The 18,776-nt window shown below is 42.2% G+C and carries 14 protein-coding genes; 5 read left to right on the top strand and 9 right to left on the bottom strand.

The genetic code is table 11. The annotated features are described in order from the left end of the window. Nucleotides 1-5 precede the first annotated feature (5 nt). A complete protein-coding gene (locus PV403_RS02280) occupies nt 6-2,897 on the bottom strand; it encodes a 2-oxoglutarate dehydrogenase E1 component (RefSeq protein WP_332083475.1) in 2,892 nt (963 codons plus the stop codon). A gap of 714 nt (nt 2,898-3,611) precedes the next feature. Between PV403_RS02280 and PV403_RS02275 the strand changes: the two genes are divergently transcribed. After that, nucleotides 3,612-4,697, top strand: coding sequence for a Gfo/Idh/MocA family protein (locus PV403_RS02275; protein WP_213531976.1), 1,086 nt, complete (start codon nt 3,612-3,614; stop codon nt 4,695-4,697). A 29-nt stretch (nt 4,698-4,726) separates the two neighbouring features. Here the strand turns inward: PV403_RS02275 and PV403_RS02270 are convergent, their stop codons facing one another. From PV403_RS02270 to PV403_RS02250, 5 genes are all read right to left on the bottom strand, one after another. Beyond that, the gene (locus PV403_RS02270) at nt 4,727-4,870 is read right to left on the bottom strand and encodes a hypothetical protein (RefSeq protein ID WP_332083473.1); all 144 of its coding nucleotides are present in this window, start codon (nt 4,868-4,870) and stop codon (nt 4,727-4,729) included. A gap of 3 nt (nt 4,871-4,873) precedes the next feature. Continuing rightward, entirely contained in the window at nt 4,874-5,332 is a 459-nt protein-coding gene (locus PV403_RS02265) for a GNAT family N-acetyltransferase (RefSeq protein ID WP_332083472.1), read from the bottom strand. A gap of 54 nt (nt 5,333-5,386) precedes the next feature. Then, nucleotides 5,387-5,680 carry an antibiotic biosynthesis monooxygenase family protein gene (locus tag PV403_RS02260; protein ID WP_332083471.1) on the bottom strand — a complete coding sequence of 98 codons (294 nt, stop codon included), beginning with the start codon at nt 5,678-5,680 and terminating at the stop codon, nt 5,387-5,389. 16 nt (nt 5,681-5,696) lie between these two features. Next, on the bottom strand, nt 5,697-6,179 hold the full coding sequence (locus PV403_RS02255) for a DinB family protein (protein WP_332083470.1): 483 nt from the start codon (nt 6,177-6,179) through the stop codon (nt 5,697-5,699). Between the two features lie 101 nt (nt 6,180-6,280). After that, complete coding sequence (locus PV403_RS02250) at nt 6,281-7,357, bottom strand: undecaprenyldiphospho-muramoylpentapeptide beta-N-acetylglucosaminyltransferase (RefSeq protein WP_332083469.1); 1,077 nt, start codon at nt 7,355-7,357, stop codon at nt 6,281-6,283. Nucleotides 7,358-7,458: 101 nt separating this feature from the next. Here PV403_RS02250 and PV403_RS02245 point away from each other — a divergent pair, with 101 nt between their 5' ends. The 4 genes from PV403_RS02245 (at nt 7,459) to PV403_RS02230 (ending at nt 12,603) form a co-directional block, all read left to right on the top strand. Then, nucleotides 7,459-8,655: a MalY/PatB family protein gene (locus PV403_RS02245; RefSeq protein ID WP_332083468.1), complete on the top strand. Its 1,197-nt coding sequence runs from the start codon at nt 7,459-7,461 to the stop codon at nt 8,653-8,655. A 394-nt stretch (nt 8,656-9,049) separates the two neighbouring features. Next, the gene (locus tag PV403_RS02240) at nt 9,050-10,006 is read left to right on the top strand and encodes an ABC transporter permease (protein ID WP_213532232.1); all 957 of its coding nucleotides are present in this window, start codon (nt 9,050-9,052) and stop codon (nt 10,004-10,006) included. Between the two features lie 15 nt (nt 10,007-10,021). After that, nucleotides 10,022-10,891, top strand: a complete 870-nt coding sequence (locus PV403_RS02235) for a carbohydrate ABC transporter permease (RefSeq protein ID WP_160032066.1) — start codon at nt 10,022-10,024, stop codon at nt 10,889-10,891. A gap of 80 nt (nt 10,892-10,971) precedes the next feature. Beyond that, entirely contained in the window at nt 10,972-12,603 is a 1,632-nt protein-coding gene (locus tag PV403_RS02230) for an extracellular solute-binding protein (protein ID WP_213531970.1), read from the top strand. 61 nt (nt 12,604-12,664) lie between these two features. Here PV403_RS02230 and PV403_RS02225 read toward each other — a convergent pair whose 3' ends face one another. From PV403_RS02225 to PV403_RS02215, 3 genes are all read right to left on the bottom strand, one after another. Next, nucleotides 12,665-13,303, bottom strand: coding sequence for a hypothetical protein (locus PV403_RS02225; protein WP_332083465.1), 639 nt, complete (start codon nt 13,301-13,303; stop codon nt 12,665-12,667). Nucleotides 13,304-13,368: 65 nt separating this feature from the next. Further along, nucleotides 13,369-17,853 carry a carbohydrate binding domain-containing protein gene (locus PV403_RS02220; protein WP_332083464.1) on the bottom strand — a complete coding sequence of 1,495 codons (4,485 nt, stop codon included), beginning with the start codon at nt 17,851-17,853 and terminating at the stop codon, nt 13,369-13,371. Between the two features lie 32 nt (nt 17,854-17,885). After that, nucleotides 17,886-18,764 carry a carbohydrate ABC transporter permease gene (locus tag PV403_RS02215; RefSeq protein WP_213531967.1) on the bottom strand — a complete coding sequence of 293 codons (879 nt, stop codon included), beginning with the start codon at nt 18,762-18,764 and terminating at the stop codon, nt 17,886-17,888. Nucleotides 18,765-18,776: the final 12 nt, after the last annotated feature.

The raw sequence follows: 18,776 nt of genomic DNA, 5'->3' as shown, positions 1-18,776 counted from the left end.
GCAAGCTACCTCCCCAGTGGTATGTTTTTCTTCGAATTTTGTTTCAATACTTTAGCGAGAATTTGTTGTTGTTCTTGGATATGAACGTGCTGGAATCCCGTAGCTGGGCTCGAATGCTCGGTACGTCCCGCATACTCCACCTTAACACCTTCTGGTGCAAGACCGCGAAGTTTCGGTTCCATATAAGTCCAGGCTCCCATATTTTTAGGTTCTTCCTGAGTCCATACGAGTTCTTTCAGATTGCGGAATCTAGCTAGTATCCGTTTAATCTCCTGTTCAGGGAATGGATATAACTGTTCTACACGGATAATATGAAGCCAGGACCAGTCTTTTTCCTTATCCTTATCAATCGCCTCTTCTAGATCAATAGCTATTTTGCCGCTGCATAACAATACGCGTCCAACTCCCTCAGACTGTATACCAAGGTTAGGTTGTTCGAGTACTGCCTGGAAACTGCCTTCGCTAAGCAGCTTAGCTGGCGATGCTACTCTAGGGTTACGAATGAGGCTCTTCGGTGACATGAGTACGAGCGGCCTTGCATCTTCTGTTTCCGTCAAGGCAGCTTGGCGACGAAGTAAGTGGAAGTATTGCGCACTGCTTGAGAGATTGGCAACGATCCAGTTATCATCCGCACTCATCTGCAAGAAACGCTCTAATCTTGCACTTGTATGTTCAGGCCCCTGTCCTTCACTTGCGTGAGGTAAAAGCATAACCAAACTCGAATTCTGAGACCATTTTGAACGGCCAGAAGATATAAACTGATCAAAGACAACTTGAGCACAGTTCGCAAAGTCACCGAATTGTGCTTCCCAGATGACAAGCGTCTCTGGAGAAAAGACATTATATCCATACTCAAATCCAAGAACAGATTCTTCTGATAAAGGACTGTTATGAAGAGCAAACGACGCTTTAGCTTGCGGCAGACGGTGCAGCATGTTGTACTCTTTGCCTGTCTCCGTATCATGTAGAACCAGGTTACGATGGGCAAAGGTTGCACGCTGTGCATCTTGACCCGTCATTCGAATTGGTTTGCCATCCGCAAGGATGGAAGCAAAGGCCAATGTTTCAGCCAAACTCCAGTCTACCTTTTCTCCCTCATCCAGAGCATTCTGACGACGCTGTAGAATCCTCTGCAGCTTCGGATACACCTTGAATCCTTCCGGCCATTTCAGTAATTCCGAATTGATCTCACGAAGTTTGTCTAACGGTACCCCCGTCGGCATATTGGTCATACGTTCTGGTCGATCCAGACGTTTGCTGCCGGCATCCACTTTACCATGAACTTCTTCATGACTTACCGTTCCTTGTTTTACTTCCTCGTAAGCCTGTTTCAGGACACGCTGCGCTTCTGCGCGATACTCAGCCAGAAGATCGGATGAAATTCCCTTTTGGCTAAGATACTCAGCGTACAATTCAGTTACTAATGCATGTTTTTTAACTTTTGCATACACGGTAGGTTGTGTTGTTTCCGGATCATCGGTCTCGTTATGACCATAACGGCGATAACCAATCAGATCTATTAAAAAGTCTTTCTTATAACGATTACGGTACGCCGATGCAAGTCTCATCGCAGCAACACATGCTTCAGGATGATCCGCATTAACGTGGACAATCGGAATTTCATAACCTTTTGCCAAGTCGCTAGAATAAAGCGTAGACCGTGAGTCATCGCTGTTCGTTGTAAAACCTACTCGATTATTTACGATAACATGAAGTGTTCCGCCATTCTGGTAGCCTTTCAGCGCTTTGAAGTTCAAAGTTTCAGCTACGATACCCTCACCAGGGAAAGCAGCGTCACCATGCATTAGAATCGTTGCGGCTTTGGACACATCCTGTTTAGGATAACCAGACTCACTGCGATCTTCTTGAGCAGCACGAGCGAAACCTTGAACGACAGGGTTCACATACTCCAAGTGACTCGGATTATTCGCAAGAGTGATTTTGGCCTGAATGTTATCCGCTTTTTTAAGCGTGCGTGTGGCACCTAAATGATATTTTACGTCACCCGTCCATCCAAAGTTCACACCAGAAGATGATTCCGAAGGAACAAGATCCTTGTTGATCGCTTGATGGAACTTGGAGAAGATTTTGCCGTAAGGTTTTCCAAGAACATGTGCAAGAACATTGAGTCTTCCCCTATGAGCCATCCCCATTAAGATATGACTTGAACCTGCATCCATCATCGTATCAATAAAAGAGTCAAGCATAGGGACAAGCATGTCATTGCCTTCGATAGAAAACCATTTTTGTCCGACGAATGTCTTGTGCAAGAATTGTTCAAACTGTTCTACTTCTACCAAACGTTTTAAAAGTGCTTTTCGTTCTTCTTCCTTAAGTCCCTCTTGTAATTTGCCCGACTCGATATATTCATTAAGCCACTTTCGTTCTTCTTCGTCCTGAATATGCGTGAACTCAAAAGCGATCGGCCCTGTATACAATTCATTTAGACGTGTAACAGCGTCTAGAGCTGTTTTGGTAGTTTGGTCTGCATTCTCCCAAACAATAGAGGCCGGCAATGATCTTAGATCCTGCTCGCTAAGACCGAAATGCCCAGGAGATAGTAGATCTGTATCTGTATTTTCACTGATTCCAAGAGGATCAATATTCGCTTTTAAATGACCGAATCGTCGTATATTTTGTACTAATTCACCTATTGTAACCGCTTTCCTTAAAAGGTGGATATCAGCTACACCGGAAGCAACTGTACTCCCCGTCTCATTATTACTTGTTATTTCCTCTTCAGGAGGAGGTCCCCATTGCTCAAAAAGTAAACGGTATTCAGCATCTACCGAATCCGGATTAACTGTATAAATTTCGTACTGTTCTTGAACATAACCCATATTAGGTCCGTAATAAGCTTTCCAAGGGCTTTGCATATTGCCATCTTCGTTAGCCATAAATGTTCCCTCCGTCAATTATTTTGGATTGTTCCAGGACGGAATACCATATAAAAATCTAATCAATTAAAAACATATTATAATTCGTTAATATGAAGAGAATATGAATTAACTTCAGTAATGAATCGCTCTTTGGTCATCCTCATCTTTCATTACATTACTACATATTCCATGAATTACGGGCACTCACACTAGAAAGGTGAGTTTCTTTATTTCATATAGTAGATGTAAACTGATGCTCATGTTAGCCCAAGGCGGTCACCTCATTTAATTATTCTACCGATCCCAAGGGATGGTTGTAATTCCTAATTCTATTCTATAAACATTTGAAGCGAAGAGCATTTCCAATTTTAAAGGTAATTGATGCATTAATTAGATGAATCGTTTTTTACGTATCAATACACCAATTATTGATTCTACCAAATAACGAGTAAGAAGACAAAGATCATGAAAATCTTCTCTCATCAAAAGGAAGTTACTATACCTATAGTACCCCACTTTTCACGATTTGAATGGATTTTATACTTTTTAGCCAACTGTTAAAGTTGAGCTAACGTTTTTACGATTCGGAGTTTCTTCCCCCTGCGGAGTAGAATTATATTCTTGTTAACAAGAATAAATATAAAAACATTGGTTTCATTCCGCCACATTGTGGTAACCATAAGGCAAGAGTAATTTCATTAATCGATGGATTTGGTAAAGGAGGAATGATGCTTGGAACGTACAATTAAAATCGGAATCATTGGAAGCGGAGGTATTGCAAGAGCTCATGCAAATGCCTATAAACAACTTGACTATGTAGAGGTTGTAGCCGTTGCGGATATTATTCCAGGCAAAGCATCCTTATTCATAGAACAAACGAATCTGCCTATGGCAAAAGCTTATGATGATCATCTTGATCTGCTGGAACTGGACTTAGATGGTGTCAGCATCTGTACACCGAACTTCTCCCATTACAATATTACCATTGATGCACTGAATGCAGGAAAACATGTCATGGTAGAGAAACCGATGTCTGTAACACTTGATCAAGCTATTGAAATGGTTGAGGCCTCTAAACGCTCGGGAAAGATGCTTACTGTCGGATTTCAACCCAGATACGATCCAAATATGCAGGCCATTCGCAGCCTGATTCAAGATGGACAGCTTGGAAAGGTATACTTTGCCGAAGCAGGCGGTGGCCGAAGACGCGGTATGCCTGGTGGTACATTCATCAGAAAGGATCTTGCCGGAGCTGGGGCTATGGCGGACATTGGCTGCTATTCTCTAGATATGGTTCTCCATGCGCTAGGTTATCCTAAGCCGCTTACGGTATCTGCCTATACCTCCAATTATTTTGGCACAAATCCAAAATATCACCCAGAAGCAAATATGTTTAACGTAGAAGATTTTGGTGCAGCGATGGTGCGATTAGAAGGCGATATTTTGTTAAGCTACAAAATCTCCTGGGCTATGCATATGGATACACTCGGACCCACGATGTTTCTTGGAACCGATGCCGGTTTAAAAGTCACTCCTTCAGGAAGCGGTCCTTGGAGCGGAGGCTGGGAAGGCCGAATCGGCAGTATGACGCTGTATCACGACATTGCTGGTCATCATACAGAAAGTCCCCTTCCCATTCAACATCATCAGATCAATTTATTTCATGCAAAGATTTTTGACTATGCTAATGCAATTCAAAAACGGTTGCCAGCTCCCATACCGGGTGAGCAAATTTTATATAATCAGGCGATCATTGACGGCGTTCTCCGTTCCTCAGCCGCAAAAAAAGAAGTGACGATTGAAATTCCTGATTTATAGCATAGCAATCAAAAAAAACAAAAAGCCATCTATCCTGCAGGAGGATTACGATGGCTTTCTTCTCGCCGCTTCAACTCTTTGACCTGTTCTTCGAGACGTCTTATTCTTTTGATTAAACTATAAATAATAGGAGTATAAGCTGCACAAGTAATGACTAGAATCTCAATAATCATATGCTACACCTCCTTGGATAGACGCAGCATATCTACACAAGGTATACCCTTTTCTATAATAGGGTCAGGATAGTGTTTAATAAAAAAATCACGGTCAATTCCAGTGATTCGGAACCCTTCTCTTTGATAAAATCCCAGCTGATCCAGACTTGAATTGCCAGTACCGATCTCAATAGTCGAGGCTCCCTGATCCTTTGCATGATCAATTGCATAGCGCAGTAATGCTCTTCCTATGCCCTTCCCTTGATATTCCTCTTTCACTGCCAAATTTACAATCTCATAAGTTTGCGGCCTGGTATGCAGCAGCACCACAATTCCTATAATTTCTCCATGAGATACGGCAACGCTTATCTGTCCGCGGTGAATGTATTTGTCTATCACAGCTTTAGACGGATCAGCAAGGAGTAATAGGTCATACGGTACGGGATCTTCCTTCTCAATGGACCGGATTGTGTATTCCACATGTGTTCCCCCTTGATGCGGCAGAATTCAAAATTGTATTTTCCAGGTCACTACTTACAGACTGACCTTCACGAAATGCTCTACTACTGGAAAAGGATCATAGTAGTGATGAAGGATCTCTTTCCACTGCTGATAACCTTCCGAACCTCGAAATCCAATCGTGTGATCCTCCAGTGTTTCCCATTGAACTAACAGCAGATACTGATGATCTGTCTCCATGCATTTATACAATTCGTGATGAATATACCCTGTCATGCTTGATATAATCGTAGATGCCTTCGCAAAATCTTGTTCAAAAGCAGACTCATTCCCTTTTGTTACATACAGCATGGCACTTTCCAGAATCATCGTACATCGTTCCTCGCTATAAAGAATTAGACATATCTTCAAGTTGTTTCATATGATGGCGATCGTGCCAAATAAAATCTTCAACATAACTTTGTACAGTAAAAGGTCCGCCATCAAGTCCCCTATATTCTTTCGTCCAATCCTCAGCAGGTAGTTCATGAAGCGCGCGGATAATCTGCTCCCGGTAATGGAGCGTTTCTTGCACTAGCTCTTCTATACTAATTGTATGTGCATGTTCACGTGCCGCCTCATTAAATATATCAAAATCCAGATGCTGAATTTGCAGCTGTTTCTCTTCTCCAGAAATAATCAAAGATATGGCACCTTCCCAAAAATAACGATCCCAGCGCATCATATGACTAATCAGCTCACGAACCGTCCATTTCTCAGCTGCAACCGGGATATCCCAAAGCGTATTCTTCTCTATACTCCACTTGCGGAACCAGTCATGCCATTCGTGAAAAGACACAATCAAGGAATTTTTTTGCAGTGTATTCACTTCGCCTTCATCCCCTCGCCAGAAATAGATTGGAATAGATATCAATTCTAAATTCATTCGTCAAGATACAAGAAATCCCCTGCTTTTCCACAAAATAAAACTTATTTCAAACGTGAATTTTCAATGATTTTGATGATTTCTGATATCGCATCTTGTCGATTATAATCCAGCATCTTCGCTCTTATCTTTTCTTTATTCTCATCCAGCAAACGAATGGATTCCAGCAAGGTATCTTCAGTAAGATGTTCTTCCCATAAAATTTGAGCATATCCTGATGTTTCAAAGGCTTTTGCATTCAACAGCTGATCTCCGCGGCTTACTTTTTCAGATAATGGGATCAGCAGCATCGGTTTATGTAAGGTTAAGAATTCAAATATTGCATTCGAACCTGCCCTTGAAATCACCATATCCGCTAACGCAAGCACATCTGGGAGCTCATCCTGAAGATATTCAAATGCCTTGTAACCTTGTACCGAATCCATCTCTAGGTCCACTTGACCCTTCCCGCAGAGATGTACAATCTGATATTTCCCAGTAAGTTTGGTCGCTACAGTCCGCAACGTATCATTCATCTTCTTCGCACCGAGGCTGCCACCCATAAATAACAGTACCGGCTTCTCTTGCTCAAAACCAAGCCATCTTCTGGCCCGTTCCTTGTCGCCTTGCCGCAATTCTTCTCTAACAACAGCCCCTACATGAATTGCCTTATTTCCTTTTAGGTGTTTTGCCGCTTCTTCAAAGGTAGTGCATACCTTGGTAGCAAAAGGAAGGGCAATCCGGTTAGCGAGACCTGGGGTAAGATCCGATTCATGAATAACAACGGGGATTTTACGCATCCATGCCGCCATAACAACGGGAACAGATACAAATCCGCCTTTCGAAAATACAATAGAGGGTTTCACATCCCCAAGGTACTGGTAAGCTTCACCCACCCCTTTTAACACTCGAAAAGGATCTTTCAAATTCTTAACACTAAGGTACCGGCGTAGTTTCCCCGTCGCTATTGCTTTATAACTCACCTCTTCTAGAGACTGAACAAGTTCTTTTTCAATACCGTCTCTAGAACCTATATAATGTACCTTTTCACCCTTTTGCAGAAAATAAGGAATCAGTGCCAAATTCACCGTTACATGTCCGGCAGATCCTCCTCCGGTAAAAACAATCGTTCGTTGTTTCATTTATATCCTCCACTCCTGTCTCATTGCGTTCATACCTACTTTATTAGATAATAATAATTATGGATTGTTATGCTATATATTGTGTTGGAGGAAACTAAATAATGGATAAAAATACGACTAATCATGATCATCCGCTTCATCGCATGATTAACCGCAGAGAGACACGTTCTGTGAAATGGGATGGAATGGAATCCCTTTTTGGGGTAAAAGAAGCCATTCCGCTGTGGGTTGCAGATATGGACTTTACTGCACCGGAGCCGGTCCTGCGAGCGGTACGTGACGTAGCAGATCATGGAATACTCGGCTATGCCACACCCAATGCTTCATTTCAGCAATCCATTGCTGACTGGATGAAAAAACGCCATGGCTGGAATGTAAGCCCCGAGTGGCTTGTTTATACACCAGGTATCGTCCCCGCCCTTAATATGGCAGTAGAAGCCTTTACTGAACCTGGAGATCACATTATCATACAGCCTCCTGTTTACGGACCTTTTCACAAGTTAGCATCTAATCATGGACGAGAACTGGTGTTAAACCCTCTCCTTCATGATGAGCTCCATTATAAAATGGATCTCGCTCATTTGGAACAAGTTGCAAAACATGAAAAAGCTAAAATGCTCGTATTATGCAGCCCTCATAATCCGATTGGACGTGTATGGACCAAAGAAGAACTAAAATCCGTAATGGAGATTGCTGCTAGGCATGACCTAATTGTCATCTCCGATGAAATTCATGCAGATCTCGTATTCAAAGAAGGGCTGCATACGCCTTACGCGATGATATCTGAAGAAGCTAAAATGCACTCTATCATCTGTACTGCCGCAAGCAAAACATTCAATATCGCTGGATTACATACGTCAAATGTCGTGATCGCTAATGAAGAACTTCGCGTGAAGTTTAAAAAAATCATTGAAAAAAATGCGCTCTCTTCAATGAATATCTTCGGTATTGCGGCAACGGAAGCAGCATACCGTGAAGGTGAACCTTGGCTTTCAGAGACCCTGGAGTACATTCATGAAAATATGGTATATGTTACAGAATTTATTCATACGCATCTACCGGAATTAAGAGTGAAATTGCCTGACTCAACCTATTTGCTGTGGATTGATTTTCGCAATCTGCAAATACCTCATAAAGAACTCTATCAATTTCTGCTTCATGAAGCCGGTCTCGTCTTCAGCAGCGGCACTGACTTTGGTGAACATGGAGAAGGATTTATGCGCATGAACGTAGCATGTTCAAGACGCTTGCTGGAAGAAGCCATGAATAAGCTAAAGATTGCTTTACAGTCTCGATAAGAGGTCAACATTTACTCCATAATTTAGGGTGGGAATCCGTCTAACGGCGAGTTCCCACTCTTTTTTGTCTGTTTTTCTTTATTTCAGACATTTTGTTTCTTTTTATTTTTGTGCTGAATATATCATTTTTTACGACCATTACTATAACTACCCTCTTAAAACGTTAAGAAATAGCGCTATAAAACACTGTTAATTGAAGATCCTACATTAATAATAAATTAATTTAAATAAACGGCAATCTAAATCAAATAATATACATTAAAAATAAATATTGACAATGAAAGCGCTTATTCGGTAGTATTTTGTTTACAACACAGATGTTCACAGATATTTTGATAGTGTTTATTTCCGATTCATTATATGTACCTGAGGGGGAGGAATCAGAACCATGGGAATGAATAATCCCTTGGCTGTGAAACAGACGGTTCAAAGTAAAGGAGCCATGCATTTTTTCAAGAGAGAATGGCGCCGCAATAAGTACATTTATTTAATGCTTGTTCCCGTTTTAGCTTACTACTTTATTTTTTGTTATGGACCCATGTACGGGATCCTCCTATCATTCCAGAGCAGTTACAGCCCGGCAAAAGGAATTATGGGCGGAAACTGGATTGGTTTTGAGAACTTTACCATGTTCTTCGAAAGCTATAATTTCTGGAGACTGATGAGCAACACCTTAATTCTTAGTTTACTAAGTCTCGTTATCGGGTTTCCCGCACCGATCATTCTTGCTCTTCTGTTAAATGAAGTGCGAAACCGATATTTTAAAAGCGCCGTACAAACGGTCAGCTACCTGCCTCACTTTATTTCGGTAGTCGTTGTTGTAGGTATGTTGAAAACCTTCTCATCGTTAGACGGTGGACTATTTAATATAATCCGAGAATTCTTCGGTTTTGAGGCGATGATGTTTTTTACCGATAAAGACATGTTTCGTCCTATGTATATTCTCTCTAATGTGTGGCAAGGTGCAGGATGGGCCTCCATTCTATTCCTCGCAGCACTCGCTGGCATTAACTCAGAGCAATATGAAGCTGCAAGGATGGACGGCGCAGGCAGATGGAATCAATTATTACATATTACATTGCCGGGTATCATGCCAACGGTTATCATCCTGCTTATTTTGCGGATGGGCAGTATTATGAACGCAGATTTCCAGAAGATTTTACTTATGCAAACCGCTGCTACGTATGAGACATCAGATGTTATTTCTACTTTTGTATATAGGCAAGGGATGCTTCTTGGCGATCAGGCATACTCCACCGCAATTGGTTTGTTCAACTCCGTCATTAATTTCGCCTTACTGCTTGGTGCCAATTACATTAGCAGAAAAGCAAATGAAACCAGTCTGTGGTAGAGAGGTGAACCCAACATGAAAAAATCCTTTGGCGAAAATGTATTTGACGTTATCAATATTTTTCTGCTGCTTCTCGTGATGTTACTTTGTGCTTATCCTATGCTCTACATATTTAACTCTTCTATATCTGATCCGCAGCAGCTCTTGGCAAGCCGATCGCTCATGCTGCTCCCAGAAGGATTTTCCATAGAAGCTTATACAAAAGTATTTCAGAATCCCAAGATTTACAGTGGTTATATGAACACTTTGTTTTATGTTATTGTCGGAACTGCACTTAACCTATTGATGACGACACTCGCTGCGTATGCTCTTTCAAGACCTGATTTATACGGACGCAGCTTCTTCATGAAATTGATTACCTTCACTATGTTTTTTGGCGGCGGGATGATTCCTACCTTCTTACTCATTCAGAATTTGGGTCTCCTGGATACGAGACTTGCTATGATTCTGCCGACAGCCATCAGCACTTTTAACTTTATCATCATGAGAACGAATTTTATGAGTATCCCGCTCCCCTTGATCGAGTCTGCTAAAATCGACGGGGCTCATGACTTCCGAATTCTGTTCCAGATCGTTGTTCCTTTATCCAAGCCGATCATCGCCGTAATGACTCTCTATTACGCTGTTGATCATTGGAACGATTTTATGGGTCCTCTCTTGTACTTGAGATCTCAGGATCTATATCCGATTCAAATCATTCTTCGAGATATTTTGCTTAGTAACAGTACCGAAGCAATGGGTTCTGCTAACGACACCGGATTTGCGATCGGAGAAAACATCAAGTACGCCACCATCATTGTTTCCACACTTCCGATTTTGCTGATATATCCTTTTATCCAACGTTATTTTGTTCAAGGTGCACTGATTGGAGCCATTAAAGAATAGAGCAAAGTACTTGCATCGTCTTTACATGTGAAGTGGTGCAAGTAACAGCTTTATCCTATAGATTGTTAAGGAGGGTTTATATGAAGAGGGTCATGTCTATAATGCTTGGTTTGGTAATGACAACAGGGCTTCTTGCAGGATGTAGTGGAACTAATGAGGCGGAGGAGCCGAAGCCAGCTGAGGGTGAGCAAGCAATTACCGAAATTTCTCTTCCCATTGTAGATGAAGCAATGACAATCAATTATTGGAGAGCGAATGACGGAAAAATCGCTTCAGGCAATGGATTCAGCGATGTAAAAGCGTATCAGGAAAAAGAAAAACGCACCGGGATTAAGGTGAATTTCACACATCCTCCACTCGGTCAACAAAAAGATCAATTCAATCTTTTAGTCACAGGTAACCAGCTTCCTGACATTATTTATTACAACTGGGCTGATGTATCAGGCGGACCGGAGAAACTGCTAGCGGATGGACGAATTATAAAACTTAATGAGTATATCGACCTTTATGCTCCGAACCTAAAGAAAATCATTGCTGAAGATGAAGAAGTTCGTAAACAAATTTCACTCGATGACGGTACGATCTTTATGTTCCCTTATCTACGTACAGATTCTGTAAAGCTTAATGGAACAACAGGCATGATTCTGCGTCAAGATTGGCTTGATAAGCTAAATCTGAAGGCGCCTACAAATATTGACGAGTGGTACACCGTACTAAAAGCATTCAGAGAACAGGATCCTAATGGCAACGGCAAAAAAGATGAACTTCCTTTTACAGCTAACTGGGGTCCAGGTAACATGAGTAAATTGAATGATTTTGCACCTGCCTTTGGCGTCCTTGCAGGTTTTCAGTTGAATGGAGAAACGATTGAATATGGTCCGATTCAACCAGGTTACGAAGAATTCTTAACTACCATGAGAAAGTGGTATGAAGAAGGTCTGATCGATCCAGAAGTCATGACCAATGACGGAAAAGCTTTTGATTACAAAATTACGAATAACCAAGCCGGTTCTTACTATGGCGGTGTATTTAGCGGTATGGCGAAATATCTTAATATGATGGCTGAAAAAGATCCAAACTTTAACCTTGTCGGCGCTCCTTGGGCGAAAGATCAGAATGGTGTATCTAGAAGTACTTTCCGTTTTGATACCAAAGTATTAAGTTATGGTGAAGCCATCACTACTTCTGCGGACAAAGACAAACTGAAAGCCATTGTCCAGTGGATGGATTATAACTACAGTCCGGAAGGACATGATCTCTTTAACTTCGGTATTGAGAATGAAAGTTACACTCGTAATGGCGACGCTATCGAATTTACAGATACGATTCTTAAAAACCCAGATGGACTGACCTATGACCAAGCACTTGCTAGTTATGCACTTTCTATTATGGATGGACCAATGAACCAAGATACGCGTTATCTTGACGCACTGATGACATTTGATCAGCAAAAAGATGCAAATAATGCATGGATGCAAGCAGATTATGCAATGGCTCTTCCTAATCTGCGTAAAACGGAAGATGAAGCAAGAAAAGAAGCCCAAATCATGGGTCAGGTTAACACCTATGTTGATGAAATGGTTACGAAATTTATTCTAGGTGATGAGCCTCTTACAAGTTACGAAACCTTTGTTGAGACCATTAAAGGAATGGGTATTGAAGAAGTAATTAAGATACATCAGGATGCTTACGCACGTTACCAAGCACGTTAATTTCAAATAAAAGAGAGTGCAGCGAAAGGGTAACCCCCTTAGCTCACTCTCTTTTTCTATTTTATGATGAATATGATTCTTCTTCGATTGACGTAAAAAAACGAATATATTCTTCTACTAGCTGTGATGTTAATTCAGCTGATTTTCTAGGATTTGATGTTTCCAGCCCATGACCTGCATCCAGCACTTGATGGACCTTCAGTTCGGAACAAGAAGCGAGCTTTGCTCTGCTCTCTTCACTAAATAAAGAATCCTTAGTCCCGTAAATCACCATACCTTTCGAATGCTGCATATACGTGAGTGTACTATCCAGCGGTGTTAGGTACAGGTGGCGGATCGAGTAATTTGTGAGATGTTTAGCCGTGTACCCAGCAAGCAAGGTCCCCAAACTTTTACTCACAAAGATGAGCTGCTTATACCCCTCACTCGCGCGTCTAACCATCTGTAATATTTCTTCTTCAAGGATGGAACGTTGTTCTCTCTCCAGTGCTACACGAGCACTTTGAAAGCCGTACTCCAAGATCAGGGCATCCATGCCCTGAGAGGTAGCGCTTTGAACAGCGTAGTACAGAACAGGCAGTTCACAAGAATAATTTTGCCCGGGAAAGAAAACCACGAGCGTATTGGAACCTTGTGTAATGTGTCTTAATCGAACATCATGTCCCCAAAAGGATTCTTCATAGATCAAATGATGTTCCAAGAACTGCACCTCTCCTCCTTGTATAATCTATACCATTATATATGATATCAGGAAAATATAGTGATTTAATTGGATAGATAAGAAAGTGCCGGTATTACCAAATCTTCGTAATAGCCCATATTAATCAAGCTGATATCGGACAACGTGATAATTGTATCGCCGTCTTCTGCACCCGAAATATTCCCCATATCAAATGAAATTCTAGTATTAGCATAGCTATCCTCTGTCGCATTAAATGTAAAGGTAAACAGTTGTTCCTCCGCAGTTAGATCAACCTTTTCCCCAAAGAATCCATGCCATTCATAGTTGGCTGATGCATCGACCCATCCGATGCCTAAGTTCATTTTTCTGGGCTTATCAGCTTTCGCCTTAAATGTAAGTTTGTATTTAAAATCTCGCTGGATGCCAAACCCTTCGTTAATGACCTGACGGTCCCAAGGGTTCTGCCCAGCCGTTCCAATTTTGGCTTGAAGCTGATGGTTACTAGCACTTATCTCAAGCTCCTTGGAATCCCCATCCACATGAGTAAACCAACCATCGGTTCCTTTGGAAAAGTCACCGTTTGAAATCAAGTTTACGTTAATAGGCTGTCCACCCTGATCGGCACTCGGATTCACCTCAATAAACGATACGTTATAGATGGATATAGTATGATTTCCGATTGATGACGGATAACCTAACCCAAATGCAAGTACAGCTGCGGGGTCCGAAGCACCATTCATCGTAAATGTATAAGCATATTGTTGCTTACTTTCGGTTAGCTCGATTTTTTCTTCCATATACTTCGTATAATCGCCTTCATTTTGTGAGACGACGGCTTGTACCGATTTCGGACTGGATGCAGATGCTTCGAATGCGAGCCTGTATGTTTTTCCTTCATCAAGCTTTATCTGTCGTTGCTGCAGCAAAACATCCCACCAATCCGTACTTGTGCCGGGTAAATGAATCAATACTCCTCCGCCTTCAACATCAGAAGTTATCAGATCATTAGGAATCTTCTCCCAATGCTCCTGTGATGCTGCAAGTTCTCCATTTTTCACCTTATTTTGTGATATATCTACCCAGCGTGTATTATAATCCTTACCTTCAAAATCTACATAATAATGTTTGCCAGTCGTTAAAGAAACAGATGGAAAGTAGACTGTATTGTATTTCTGCCATCCACCCGTATCCCCAAGAGCGTACACAGACTGTGCAACCGTAGTGCCCTGTTCGTCCTTGATACTGAAACGGACACTCGAATCATCTTCTGCACTAGCCATTCGGGCAGATATTACATAATCGTCGTCAGCAGCTACATCAATCTTGTATTGGAGTAGATCCCCTTCTTCCATATGACTGATATGCTGGCCGCCTTCATCTGAATTCTCAAGTTGTAAGCCCTGCATGGACCAGGCTTCCGTTGCAGGAATATGTGCGTAGCCATTAACGGAAATAGGATTTCCACGTTTTGTTAGACGGACATTGTCCACATAGACGGTACCTGTCGAGCTGCCGAGTAACAGTCTAAACTCAGAATTTGCAGTTGGCTCTCCATCTCCAATACTGATTTCTCCGGTATACGTCTTCATCTCCTGATCAAGCTGGATATTCTGACCTTGATGAATTTGTATGGAATGTCCCTCACCGCTAATCAGATCAATGTCCATACTGCGCGGCGCATCTGCTTTGGCTTCAAATGAAAAACCATAGGTGGTATTCGCCTCCAGCTTCAAATCTCCTTGATTCACCGCAACCTGCTCAGCCTCTCCATTCGTTTGCTTCACATTAACAACCAGTTGACGTTCCATAATCGGGAATTTCAAGAAGTTGTTCACGCTGATATCAGCTAAAGCATGTTCAGCAATCCTGCTTGACCAGAACCCAAGACGGTTCTTGCCTTGATCAAACGTTCCATTAAAGATGTAATTGCCATCAGGCAGCGGCTTCCGCTCTACAGTCAGCGGATCTGCTTCTCCTACCTCGCTCAGCCGAACATTAGAGATCAGAACGGTATGATTATCCAATCCTAAATTAAATTCAAATCTGGCATTATTGTCTGTTCCATCTCGCATGTCAAACGTATATTCGTATTTATTCCACTCTGTAGTAATCGTAAATGAGTGATCTCCCGAGTAATTCGTCCAACTTTTTTCAAATTGAGTCACCTTAGAAGAGATTGTACGGTTTGCTGACGCCTTCGCGTCGAACTCTATCTTGTATTTTTTATTTTTCTTCACATAGATCGGCATTTGTGTGAGCTGAATCGAATAGTTCTCAGTCCCTTTTTTATCAATGCTCACCTTCACTGCTTTTCCTTTTTCTTCATCCTCTACAACCTTGACATCTCCTGCTCCATCCGCATTTGTAATGAACTGCCATTGCTTTGGAACACCGCTCGCTTCCGTGCCTTCCAAGAAACGGTCATTGTATATCTGATTGCCATCCTCCTGCGGTTCACGCTGTGCTTCAGGCTCTATTGGATCTGTTGTCACATCAGGCCATTCGTCTAATTTGTCGTAAGAATATACGCGAACAAAATCAACATTCATCGCTTCTGAAGTAAAGTCATTATTCGGTGATCCCGGCCAATCTCCTCCAACCGCCAAATTCAGAATCAGGTAGAACGGACGATCAAAAGGAGCAGGAAACGTATAGTATTCCGGCTGACCCGAAGCCTTTGTCTGCCAATTGGTCACTTCATGATGCAGCTTGCCATCAACATAAAACCGTATCATTCCCGGCAGCCATTCCACTTGAAAATCATGATAATCATCAGCAAATGATTCTCCATTCGGGAGTGTGACGCTTCCCTGATCGTGTCCATGAGACCCATCAGGCTTCACACTGTCATAATGCAAGGTACTGTATATTTTGTTGTGGCTCTCTTCGCCGCCAATGAGCTCCATAATGTCGATCTCTCCAGAGGCAGGCCACCCTCCGTAATGGGCTTCATCTGTCGGCATCATCCAAAAAGCGGGCCACATGCCTTGTTCTTTAGGGAGCTTCGCACGTACAACGACTTTACCGTATGTAAAGTCGCCTTTACCCATAGAGATGAGTTTACCGGAAGTGAATTTTTGACCGCTTTTCTCTTCGCGTTTTGCTTCAATTTGAAGAACGCTTCGATTCTCATCTTTTACAATGCGGGTATTATCGGGACTGTAGTATTGCAATTCATTGTTATAGACTAGACCCGTGTCCTGGACTATCCACTTGGAAGCATCAATAGCAGGTCCGTTAAATTCGTCATTCCAGACAAGCTTCCAGTCTTCATCAGGAAGCGTCGTTGGTGGAATTGGTTTCTCATTTGACGGGCTTTCTGGTACCGATGGTGTTTGTCCTCCCGGAGAAGATGGAGTGGAAGCACTGGAATCCGTTGTTGAATTACCCAGCTGGGAGGGAACAGGCTGTGCCGATTCTCCTTTCATGGAAGTAAGGAAGCCTGGTTTTACCTTTTCGCCATTAACAACAACATCTGTTGCATCGACTTTCAGTTCGTTAATCTTGCCTTTAGAATTAATCTGTGTCTGATCTGCTTTCGTGAGGACCGTTAATGAATTGATCAAGCTATCTGAGGAGAGTTCCACACTAGCTTTTTGCATAACGATCATCTCTTGTATGTTACTGCCTTCTTTAATATTTACACTTACGGGCTCTCCTCTTTTGTCAATAACGATGCGATTCAGCGTGGAGTCGCTGATGTCTATTGAATGACTGCCGCCGCCTTTAACAATGACACTCCCCGTAACCGTTACCCCTTGAAGCACAATGGACCCATCCCCAATTCCTTCTGTAAGCAGTAAGTTTCCTTTTACGACTGTGTTTTTGAGTGTAATATCGGAAGACCGAACAATCAGATTCCCCTCTACGCTAGATTCATAACTTCCCTGAGAGGTTTTAATATCCGCGATCATCGCAGCTAGGAGACCTGCCGTCTCTGCACGTGAGATTGGAGATTTGGGATACAGCTTACCCTCATATCCTTTCATGATATGGTTACTCGTTAAGTAGGTAAGCGCTTTCTCAGCGTAGCTGGAAACATCCTTTGCATCATGAAACTTCAACAGTTCGCTTTCCTCTTCCATTCCGGTCGAAAGCTGAAAAGCACGATCCACCATTACGGCAGCTTCCTCACGAGTTATCGGTTGTTTAGGAGACAGACGATCCACATCGGTTCCTTGGATAATGCCTGACCCGTTTGCTCTCGTCAACGCATCATAATACCAATCCCCTGCGGTAACGTCTGCAAATGAAGAAGACTCTGTGCCGCCTGTAAATCCAAACACACGATCGAGTATCATAACAAACTCAGCTCTGTTAATCTCATGATTCGGCTTGAATGTACCATCCACATATCCTTGCAATAAATTCATATCTTGCATACGAAGTACTGCAGGCTGAGACCAATGTCCGTTCAGGTCTTTGTAGGGAACAGAGGCTTGCAGGCTTTTCGCCTGCAAGTCCCCCATTTTCACCTGCGCATCTGCACCTTCTGCTCCAGAAAATGTTGGAAAAAAGAGTGAAGCTGTTAAACACCCTGTAACAATACATGCCAATCCTTTTTTCATCCTATATCCTCCATTAGCCTAATTTTCATTGCTTAGCCTTTAACCGCCCCAATGACGATTCCTTTTACAAAAAAGCGTTGCAAAAACGGATATACAAGCAAGATTGGCAGCGCACCGATAAAGATTTGTGCTGCGCGTACGGTTCGCTGTGAGATATTCTCCAGCATGGAAGGGTCTACATTGATTTTACTGAGATCTTGCTGAACAATGATGGTTTGCAGCAAGGAAGCAAGTGGATAATCTTTAATATCAGACATGTAGATCATGCCGTCGAACCAAGAATTCCATTGAGCTACCATTGTGAACAAAGACAGGGTTGCGATAGCTGGAAGCGACAGTGGAACATAAACCAAAACGAGTGTTTTGATATGTCCTGCTCCATCCAAATAAGCGGCTTCCTCCAGTTCTTTTGGTAATCCGCGGAAAAAGTTCATCATGAGGATGACATTCCACACAGACAAGGCTCCTGGCAAAATGAGTGCCCAGATTGTATTCATCAAACCAAGCTTTTGTACAAGAATATAGCTTGGAATAAGTCCGCCGCTGAATAAAATGGTGAACACAAAAAACCAAGTGTACCATGAACGCCCTTTGAAACTGGTATCTTCCTTCGACAAGGGAAAAGCTGTCATCAGCATGATGACGATACCAATGATTGTAGCTAGTATGGTTCGATTGACAGATACCAAAAGGGAATTGATAAAGTTTGAATTTCCGAATGTTTTTACATAAGCGTCCGTCGTAAAACCAATTGGCCAGAATGTGACCATATTGGAGGAAGCCGGCGCCATACTGCTGAATGAAACGGCTAATATGTGAATGATTGGCAGAATACAGAGCAACGATAAAATACCAAGGAACGTGTAGTTGGCTATGCTGAATATTCGATATCCTTTTGTTTTATAATACAAGCTTCGTTTCTC

Origin of the sequence: Paenibacillus sp. GYB006 (genome assembly GCF_036577645.1) — a bacterium.
Lineage (GTDB): Bacteria > Bacillota > Bacilli > Paenibacillales > Paenibacillaceae > Paenibacillus.
This window is presented reverse-complemented; position numbering and strand designations above follow the sequence as displayed.

Coding starts and splice junctions, on each gene's coding strand:
- PV403_RS02230 (WP_213531970.1), top strand. CDS start 10,972: ATGAAGAGGGTCATGTCTATAATGCTTGGTTTGGTAATGACAACAGGG.
- PV403_RS02250 (WP_332083469.1), bottom strand. CDS start 7,357: ATGAAACAACGAACGATTGTTTTTACCGGAGGAGGATCTGCCGGACAT.
- PV403_RS02240 (WP_213532232.1), top strand. CDS start 9,050: ATGAATAATCCCTTGGCTGTGAAACAGACGGTTCAAAGTAAAGGAGCC.
- PV403_RS02245 (WP_332083468.1), top strand. CDS start 7,459: ATGGATAAAAATACGACTAATCATGATCATCCGCTTCATCGCATGATT.
- PV403_RS02235 (WP_160032066.1), top strand. CDS start 10,022: ATGAAAAAATCCTTTGGCGAAAATGTATTTGACGTTATCAATATTTTT.
- PV403_RS02220 (WP_332083464.1), bottom strand. CDS start 17,853: ATGAAAAAAGGATTGGCATGTATTGTTACAGGGTGTTTAACAGCTTCA.
- PV403_RS02260 (WP_332083471.1), bottom strand. CDS start 5,680: ATGATTCTGGAAAGTGCCATGCTGTATGTAACAAAAGGGAATGAGTCT.
- PV403_RS02270 (WP_332083473.1), bottom strand. CDS start 4,870: ATGATTATTGAGATTCTAGTCATTACTTGTGCAGCTTATACTCCTATT.
- PV403_RS02280 (WP_332083475.1), bottom strand. CDS start 2,897: ATGGCTAACGAAGATGGCAATATGCAAAGCCCTTGGAAAGCTTATTAC.